Raw genomic sequence first — 5,673 nt, 5'->3', positions numbered from 1 at the left:
AGACCATCTTTTCTAGATATTATTGAGACAGTAAAATTTTTTTCATTTGGAATAAGAGATATTTTCTTACTATCATAATCATTTTCATCAGAGTTATAAAATATAACTATTTTCCCAGTATCCTGATCGATAGCAACATCAGATTTTTGAATTTTTTTCGAAGGAAGTATGTAAAGATAATTTAAAAAAGAAGCATAGTTTATATTAATAGTTTGATCATCTTCAGAAAAAGCTTCTTTTAAATTATTCTCAAGGCTATTTAAAATGGCTTTACTGAAGTGCATTCTTAAAAAACTCAAAATTTCGTCAATAGCTATTGCGTTAAAAGGTGGATTAGAAAATAGATAGTCTAACTTGTCATCTCTAATTTCTTTTACTTTATTAATATGTGTTTCGTATTTTTCTTTAAGTACATGCGTATTAAGTACATGAAAATAATCTAATTCAGGTGTTTTTGAAGTATCGCTATATATATCTTTAATATTAATAGAATCATAAATAATTTTATGAAAATCAAGCTGATTAGCGATATACTCTTTACTCTTATTAATCTCTGCGTTCATTCTAGATATCTCTCTAGAATATTTTATACGCTCTCTAACATGAACATGTTTTCCACCTAAAACATCATTCAAGTCTATAATTTTTTTTGTAGCTTCTACGACCGTGTCAAGAACTGTTGTTTTTTGACTGATCTTTGAAGGCCTTCTAGACACACGAGGTGCTGTAACTACCTCTCTAGACAAATAGTTTATCATGAGCTATCTCACTCTTCCAATTTAACGCTATCAACCTCTATTTCCACTTCTAATTCTTTACTCACAAGAGTTAAGCCTTCTACAAGGTTTTTTAATATAGTCTGAGGTAAGGCAAAATTATATATATATTCATCTTCAGAATTCATTGCGTCAATTAGACTTAAAAATACAATTTTGTCATTTTCATTTACTTTTATACCTAAGCCACTGATGAAAACTGTATTAGCATTAGTATTACTCATAATCAGTATCTCGTTAATTTATAATAATTTAAATTTAATATCTGCATTATATGGGTTTCTGTAAAAACCTCAAGACATGGTTAGTGTTTAGCTTTTTACTAATTATTCACATATATGCTTTTATCGCTCTATATCTTGATCCACTCTAACATCTTGGCGTTTTAGCTCCAACTGTTGTTGGCGCTGTTCTCTTAATATTTTGACTTGCTCTTGATCGTATGCTGCTACTTCATCTTCCATAGTACTAATACTCTGGTATTCCACAGGGTTTCTACGGTGCTCGTCTGCATGAACTGCTTGTATAAGCTCTGCGGTTACGCCCTGATTTTTCAAATCATCAAACGATGATTTAATGTCGTTATGCTGAGCTACTTTCTTATCCAATTCTGCTTGCCACGCCTTTGTTTTAAAGGGATTCCATGGCTCATTGTGTTTTAGTCGCTGTATTTCAGCATAGATAGGCTCACCTTGTGCTTTTAGTATCTTTAACTGGCTTCTATGTGCTTGATTTGCCATTTCCTTACACCGTTGCACAAAACCCTTAACCAGTAGACGCTTTTCGGCTATCTCATCGGCTCTATTTGGCGCTGTAGGCGTTTTAATGGCTTCTTCTGTGGCTTGTGGTGCTTTTGGCTGTTGAACATGTTCTATGGACTGCTGTGGCGGTTCTGCTATATCTCTAGGTGCGGTGCTTGTGACTGCCTTATCCGCAGGTCGGACTTCGCTGTTATGTCCTTGCCCCAATTCGTTGCTCTCGCTGCTACCAACTGGCGGTAGTTCTCGTCCTCGCTCATTTGAATCGCTCTCAGGGCTTGGCGATCTATCCATTGGCTCACTAACTGGCTCGATTCTTTCTCGTTCTTGCTCATCATCAACACTCCTAATGGGTTCAGGTTCAGCCGTTGGTATTCCTAGATCATCAAAGGCTTGGTATAGCTTAGGCTGTTTTTCAGCAATGTCTCTTTTGACTTCGGGCAGTCTGCGTTTAACAAAAAGGACTTTGTTCTGAAACTCAGTTGCTTGCTTGAGTTGCTTTTCCAAAAGCTCATTAGCGGCATCAGGATCATAGGCACTTACCGCACGATTAAAGTTACCAAGCTCCGTTTTAATCCCTTTACGCTCTAAGGCACTTGCCGCAACGCCCATCTTGATGGTTGGCTCACGCTCTAAGCCCTGATCTTTCAGGCTTCTATGGTCAATACCAATAAGATTATTATTCTTATCTCTAATACCATGCTCATGTAGATGCTCATTGGTAGTTTTCGCCCACTGTTCACGCCAATAGACCACCTCACCGCTTTTTCGCTCGTCAAGCTCACGGGTTTTCGTCGTAAAACCGTCTTGTTCCAGTCTTCTGGTACTCAGCATGATATGAGCATGGAAGTTTTGCTTCTTATTTCGGCTTCTATCATCATGCAAATGAGCATCTACCGCACAGCCATGTCTTGCTACGATCTGCTTAGCAAAGTCCTGTACCAGTGCAATGCGCTGTTCTTCATTGAGTTCATGCGGTAACGCCACTTCAAACTCTCTTGCTACGGTACTATTTTTGCGCTTCTCTGCGCTCTCTACTTCATTCCACAGCTGCTGACGATCTAACGCCCACTCTGGGGCGTTATCCGGTAAAAATATCTCACTGTGCAGTACATCACTTTTTCTCGTGTAATCATGATGACACCTATCACGGTCTGAATATATTTCTGTACCGGCACGATAAGCCACAGCAGCAGTAGCAGATTGTGCATTGCTGCGTGAGAATGTTTTGACGGATAAGTGATAGATTGCCATAACTTACTGATTCATTCCTTGTCATTTTTCAGCAGAAAAATGTTTTGGTTTTTAGGGGGTGCAGGGGGATTTCTCTTTGCCGCACGCAAACTATGCTAAGCTCACCGATAAGGGGAGTTTAGCATAGTTTGCATAAGTGCGCCCTTGTACTCAATTATGGTACTATTTTTAAGTCTTATACAAGGGTAGGAGCAAGTTAGGTGTCTAAAATAAGAAAGGAACTAGAAGATCAGTTAGCTAAAAAATTGCTTGAACGTGATGAGCTGCTTGCTGAAATGAGATCGGTTCGTTCAGCAGTCGTAAAAGACAATCCAAAGAAAAATAAATGGTTGCTCACTGCGATAGAGAGAATCGAAAAGCTAGATAAATATATCAGTCAGAATAACAATAGAATACAGGACATAGATAAGCGTAAGGAAAAGGCTGATGAAGCTATCAATACTAGAAAACATAATCAGCAGAAGTATCTATTGGGTGCTATGGTTGAGCATTTATTGAAAACCGACAAGCTAAGTAAAGATTTTGTCCGTAAAGAGCTAGATAGGTTTTTAAGACGTGATTATGATATAGAATTATTTTCTGACTATTTTGATGATAGTGTTGAAGATTTAAGTTAAGAATGTAGTTCGTTTTTTCACTCGTCTTGTTAGTTAATAAAAAACAGAAAAAGGCTTTTAATGTTTTTAATGCTTTTAAGTGCTTTTAGACATGCTAGAACCATTGGTATTAAAAGCGTACAGCGTCCATATGACTACTTCTAGTTACCCATATGACTACTTCTAGTTACCCATATGACTACTTCTAGTTACCCATATGACTACTTCTAGTTACCATTAACCTACTTATTTTTTTAAGTAGATTAATATACATCGTTATGATAGCGTAGTCATTATTTAATTTATGGATGAATCAAATGTCAAAAGGTAACCTAGTCGTTAAAACAAATCAGCTAAATTCAGCATTACAGAACCTATCGTTACCTGAAATTCGTATCATTCAGTTAGCAATAGTAGATGCGAGAGAAACAAATACAGGATTAAGTACAGATAAGCCTTTACGCATTGACGCTTTGCGTTACGCAGAAATTTTTGAAACAACGCGACAGAATGGTTATCAGCGTATGAAAGATGCTGAGGAAAACTTATTTAATAGGCGTTTTAGTTACATAGACGAGAGAGGAAAGCTTATTAAGTCACGTTGGGTTCAGCAAGTTACCTATCTTGACGATGAAGGTGCAATTGAGTTGGTATTTACTCTTGCTGTAGTTAATGGCATTAGTCGTATTGATGGGGCAGAAGATTTTTTCACTTCATACTTGCTTGAGCAAACCGCCAGTATGGATAGTATTTATTCCGTCAGGTTGTATGAGCTGCTAGTACAGTGGGTAGCTGCTAAGAATACACCCTTGTTTGAGCTTGATAAATTCAGAGACCAGTTAGGTATAGAAGGTCACGAATACAAGCGGATGGGTAACTTTAAATTAAGGGTTCTAGACCTTGCTGTTAAAGAAATTAATGAGAAATCAGATATTAAAGTCAGCTATTCGCAGGTGAAGAAAGGTAGGACGATTACAGGCTTTAAGTTTATAGTTCATGAGAAACTGAAAATTAAGACAGACAAAATAAGTAAGCTGCGTGATGTTGATACTGCTGATATGTTTACGATTGAAGGTCTAAATGATAAGCAGCTAGGACGTATCGTTCGCAATTCCAATTTTATAGCTGAATATAATCATTTAGTAAGCCCAACTAGTCCGGCTGGACAGTCTCAGAAAGGATGGGAGTTTGAAATGATTAATCGACTAAAAAAGGACGCGTCACAGTTTAGTAAGCGTCCGATCAGAGAGTATCTTGAGTGATAAAAACTAGAAGCAAGAATAAAGATTTAACGAACCGTGTTTTAAGTTTTTCTCATGTTGACATATGGCAGCATAAGAAAATATTTCAGTGTTGAATTTTTCTTCTAAGCTTATTAAGTTTTCTATTTCTCGCAAACCAAGAAATAGATATAATTCTGTATTGTGAATCTTATATAAGCATGCACCTACCATAAATATCATTGGGACCAAAACTTCCCAGTATGCGATATGTGGAGCAAGTATAAAGAGCATAGAAAAAGTGATACCTACAGATATAATCAGTAACTTTAAACGCTTTTTTTCAGCATAACGATAGTAGTGCATCGATGTCATCATACAAAGTATTCCTGGTATAGAGTTTTAAAACTTACTGACGATCATAGACTAAAAAATGTGCGAATACTATAGTGGGAAACACCTTACATCTCCTTCAATTGATCAACTGAAAAAGACACTTTACAGTGTAAGAAATCTATCAAATATTACCTGAGTTATTCTAGTTAACAGTATATTAGAGCTATTGAGATCCAGGTATATCATCTACTATATTGTAGTAAAGCGATAATGCAATTTCTAAATGTTGAGATTCTGGTAAGTCATGACGATTTATATAAAATAATCCACAATGAGGATCTCTATCAATAACAGCATTCACCACCTCTTCAGAGAAATTTACTTCATCTTGTACTTTGATTAGATCTACCATCACCAATCTACCGTTCTTACTAGTTTTATAGCATGGTTTTGCTTCATATATTTTATATATATCAGATATTTTATCTTCTTGAGTTCTTGAATTTATTGAATTCACATCGAAGGATAAACACTCTTCTAGTGTGCCGTCTGGATAGACTCTCAGCTTAAAAGCTTCACGGTAGTTTTGAGACTTAGACTTTAAGGGTCCTATATATCGCCATGCGCAAGATAGGCGTTGTTGATCTGCACTCAAATCAAAGTCTCCATCAGAAGCTCAATCTTATAATATGCTTCAGGAAATCTTGATGCATAAACTCCATGAAATTTAGCT

7 protein-coding genes are annotated in these 5,673 nt (G+C 36.5%); 2 read left to right on the top strand and 5 right to left on the bottom strand.

Features of this window, described 5'->3' with window-relative positions; all coding sequences use genetic code 11:
- The 3 genes from H2245_RS11955 to mobQ all read right to left on the bottom strand — a co-directional run.
- Nucleotides 1-758, bottom strand: a 758-nt coding sequence (locus tag H2245_RS11955) for a hypothetical protein (protein ID WP_182407635.1), incomplete at its 3' end; no start/stop codon positions are given.
- Nucleotides 759-766: 8 nt separating this feature from the next.
- Nucleotides 767-1,000, bottom strand: a complete 234-nt coding sequence (locus H2245_RS11950) for a hypothetical protein (RefSeq protein WP_182407634.1) — start codon at nt 998-1,000, stop codon at nt 767-769.
- Between the two features lie 120 nt (nt 1,001-1,120).
- Nucleotides 1,121-2,788: a MobQ family relaxase gene (mobQ, locus tag H2245_RS11945; RefSeq protein WP_182407633.1), complete on the bottom strand. Its 1,668-nt coding sequence runs from the start codon at nt 2,786-2,788 to the stop codon at nt 1,121-1,123.
- Nucleotides 2,789-2,988: 200 nt separating this feature from the next.
- On the opposite strand from mobQ, the gene H2245_RS11940 reads away from it, so the two are divergent.
- Nucleotides 2,989-3,405: a hypothetical protein gene (locus H2245_RS11940; protein WP_182407632.1), complete on the top strand. Its 417-nt coding sequence runs from the start codon at nt 2,989-2,991 to the stop codon at nt 3,403-3,405.
- A 296-nt stretch (nt 3,406-3,701) separates the two neighbouring features.
- On the top strand, nt 3,702-4,646 hold the full coding sequence (gene repM, locus H2245_RS11935; RefSeq protein WP_182407631.1) for a replication initiation protein RepM: 945 nt from the start codon (nt 3,702-3,704) through the stop codon (nt 4,644-4,646).
- 6 nt (nt 4,647-4,652) lie between these two features.
- On the opposite strand, the gene H2245_RS11930 is transcribed toward repM, so the two are convergent.
- Both H2245_RS11930 and H2245_RS11925 read right to left on the bottom strand, forming a co-directional pair.
- Nucleotides 4,653-4,982: a hypothetical protein gene (locus H2245_RS11930; RefSeq protein WP_182407630.1), complete on the bottom strand. Its 330-nt coding sequence runs from the start codon at nt 4,980-4,982 to the stop codon at nt 4,653-4,655.
- 181 nt (nt 4,983-5,163) lie between these two features.
- Entirely contained in the window at nt 5,164-5,595 is a 432-nt protein-coding gene (locus H2245_RS11925; RefSeq protein ID WP_182407629.1) for a hypothetical protein, read from the bottom strand.
- Nucleotides 5,596-5,673: the final 78 nt, after the last annotated feature.

Origin of the sequence: Psychrobacter sp. GP33 (assembly GCF_014119005.1) — a bacterium.
Classification (GTDB): domain Bacteria; phylum Pseudomonadota; class Gammaproteobacteria; order Pseudomonadales; family Moraxellaceae; genus Psychrobacter.
The sequence above is the reverse complement of the archived record's forward strand: the minus strand, read 5'-3'. Positions and strand labels throughout refer to the sequence as shown.

Bases quoted from the DNA above. Each gene is read 5' to 3' on its own strand.
- H2245_RS11950 (WP_182407634.1), bottom strand. From the start codon at position 1,000: ATGAGTAATACTAATGCTAATACAGTTTTCATCAGTGGCTTAGGTATA.
- mobQ (WP_182407633.1), bottom strand. From the start codon at position 2,788: ATGGCAATCTATCACTTATCCGTCAAAACATTCTCACGCAGCAATGCA.
- repM (WP_182407631.1), top strand. From the start codon at position 3,702: ATGTCAAAAGGTAACCTAGTCGTTAAAACAAATCAGCTAAATTCAGCA.
- H2245_RS11930 (WP_182407630.1), bottom strand. From the start codon at position 4,982: ATGATGACATCGATGCACTACTATCGTTATGCTGAAAAAAAGCGTTTA.